This is a genomic window from Rhizobium album, from assembly GCF_003122325.1.
GTDB lineage: Bacteria > Pseudomonadota > Alphaproteobacteria > Rhizobiales > Rhizobiaceae > Metarhizobium > Metarhizobium album.
This window is the reverse complement of sequence record NZ_QFBC01000047.1, coordinates 1-2,340: the sequence shown is the minus strand read 5'-3', so window position 1 is coordinate 2,340 and position 2,340 is coordinate 1. Positions and strand designations below refer to the sequence as shown.

Sequence of the window (2,340 nt, the reverse complement as noted above, 5' to 3'; positions counted from 1 at the left end):
GATGCGTCTGGGCCTCGCAAAGGGCGCGGTTCGCTTCGAGGATGTCCTGTATTTCGAGTGAGCGCCTCCGCCAAAAAATGTGGAATCACTAAAATTTTAGCGATTCCACATTTACGTTAGTGGCTGGCCCTTGAGGAAGCTGCCTTTCTTTTCAGTGGCCTTGACGGGAGTGACATCCACGGCATCGTTTGCAGGCGCTCGTGGCAACGCGACTGTAGGTCTCCGTTCCCGAGGCAGTGCGGCGAGCATCCGGCATCCATCCACAAAAGCGGCCACCACTCCGGTCCTGGAAAACTCCACGAGTTCGTTAACGCCACTGTTGCTCGTGAGGTGCATAGTTTCGTACAGGCAGACTGGAATCTGCCTGTTGTCTTTGAAGCGCCTGTCGGGACCGCCGCTTTTGTTCGGATGCTTCCAAGTGTGACCTACGATCCTGGCGTCACTTGGCACACGCTCGGTCTCGATGAACCTGGAGTCCTGCCACCGCACGTTCAGGTCGGCGTAGCTGACAGCACCTACCCGACTACCGTCCTGCACAAGCACAATATCAGGCATGAAAAACATGACCTGCCTACTCTACATGCAGAGCAGGAGGTATGACGTTGCTCTTGATAATAGACGGGAGGGTATAAGCGAGCGTGGTCGATTTCCTGTTTACGAGGTGGGAAGCTCCTGCATTGCACTTCCAGGCTGTGAGACTTTGGATAGCGCCTCCGGCTTCGATATGCCATTTGGCAGCACACCCGTTCAGGCCGTCATACCCTTCTGTCAGTCGGCCGTAGGCTGTTTCCGCGTCACCTTCGAGGTCATAGTAGAGTACGGTTGTCCTGCGATATGAATCCAGCCAGCTGCCGATTGCCCCTGCTGGTAGCGCCACGGCGCAAATTAGCAATCCAGGTCCTCCCGTGGCGAGGCCTGCCACCGCACCCGTTGCAAGAGCGGTCAAAGAAAGAGCCACAGACATGCGCGTCTGCCGCGCCTTGGAGTTTATCTCGTCAAGGAGTTCCGAAAAGGAAGTGTCACGCATGTGCATGACATCGCCGGAATCGATCTCGATCATTTCGACATCACCGTTGTCGAAAGTAAGCTTCGGCGATGCCTGATGTTGCGGCAAAACCGAAGCTTGCCGACTTCCTCCAGCATTACCAAGCGTCGCCCGATAGTAGAGGCCGCCGCGACCAGCATGAATGTAGTGTCCGCGGGGACCGGTTCCTATCCGCAGGCCTTTCACGCCTACAGACACGCCGACCCCAGACTTGGAGAAGTTGAAGCGGAATGGACCCGCCGAAACCGATTTTCTAATGTAGAATGGCAATTGCGCCCCCGCACCAAAGCCTCCCCATGCTTTCGCGCGAAAACGCGTTGCTCTTGTAGAGGTTGAGTACGACTATCGAATAGCAAGCGAGCGCAAGCAAGCGCATTAACGCTTTTGATTGCAATCCGAAGAAACGCTCCCCTAGAAGCTCTCAATAAACGTCGCATGGGAATTTCTCGGCACGAGGTATCCCCCAGAACAATCGAATATGAGAAATGGATGCCGCAGGAGCAACGAATGTGACGACAGGGCTAATCGTTGGTGACGATAGCTCATAGAAAACTCAATGTTTTCAAAGGCTGGAAAATCGTCGAATGTGACGATCTACACCATCCTAAGCCTCTGAATTTACATAATAGTTTAGGCGACCATTTTCCGTCGTACACATTGATGTACACACGACCGTACACATCGCCGCCCACTGAAAGGTTCGTTATGTATCTTTGGCGACGGTCTTCGGGATTCACGTTCCAACAACGTGTCCCGGCTAGGTTCCGGGAAAAATGGGGGTCATCCCCCATCAGAATCAGTCTCGGTCCGATTTCGGCAGAGGAAGCACGTCGTCGCGCAAGGATTCTGGCCGGGGCGATGACCGAGCAGATCGAGGAACCTAGCATGACCAGAGAAGTCCTTTCCGCCAGCCTAACGGCACTCGCCGCCGAGATCGACCGCATCAGGAAGGAGGACAGGCATCTTCTCTTCACCATGTCATCATCCGACATCCATGAGATTGAGGAAAATGAGATCGTGAGCGACAATGATCGCGGAATAGCCGAACTCATGCGTGAACATCGGGCATCATCGATTCAGAGACGCAATAACCTCAAAGGGATTCGAGCAAGCTTGCAAAAGGTCGGCGCCGCGTTGGCCAAGGACAAGGTTGCATGCTTAGAGGTGACTCGGTTTGTCTGAACAGTTTCGGGCGTTTTGCTAAGTGGATTTCCGCCTCGATTATGCTGCCACCATCATCGGCGTCAGCGCATTGAAGTAGGCCCGATCCGGCGTCTGCCGGTCAAGGGATGAAT

The 2,340-nt window shown here is 54.4% G+C and carries 3 protein-coding genes and 1 pseudogene; 2 read left to right on the top strand and 2 right to left on the bottom strand.

All coding sequences use genetic code 11. The features are described from left to right. Positions 1-111: 111 nt before the first annotated feature. Both DEM27_RS34905 and DEM27_RS34900 read right to left on the bottom strand, forming a co-directional pair. Complete coding sequence (locus DEM27_RS34905; RefSeq protein ID WP_245446309.1) at positions 112-564, bottom strand: hypothetical protein; 453 nt, start codon at positions 562-564, stop codon at positions 112-114. Positions 565-571: 7 nt separating this feature from the next. Then, positions 572-1,315, bottom strand: a complete 744-nt coding sequence (locus DEM27_RS34900) for a DUF4236 domain-containing protein (protein WP_245446307.1) — start codon at positions 1,313-1,315, stop codon at positions 572-574. A 390-nt stretch (positions 1,316-1,705) separates the two neighbouring features. Here DEM27_RS34900 and DEM27_RS35330 point away from each other — a divergent pair. Then, positions 1,706-1,909 (top strand): annotated as a pseudogene (locus tag DEM27_RS35330) (DUF6538 domain-containing protein); the annotation flags it as partial. A gap of 21 nt (positions 1,910-1,930) precedes the next feature. Then, the gene (locus DEM27_RS33295) at positions 1,931-2,227 is read left to right on the top strand and encodes a hypothetical protein (protein WP_128755631.1); all 297 of its coding nucleotides are present in this window, start codon (positions 1,931-1,933) and stop codon (positions 2,225-2,227) included. Positions 2,228-2,340 lie beyond the last annotated feature (113 nt).

Coding starts and splice junctions, on each gene's coding strand:
- DEM27_RS34905 (WP_245446309.1), bottom strand. CDS start 564: ATGTTTTTCATGCCTGATATTGTGCTTGTGCAGGACGGTAGTCGGGTA.
- DEM27_RS33295 (WP_128755631.1), top strand. CDS start 1,931: ATGACCAGAGAAGTCCTTTCCGCCAGCCTAACGGCACTCGCCGCCGAG.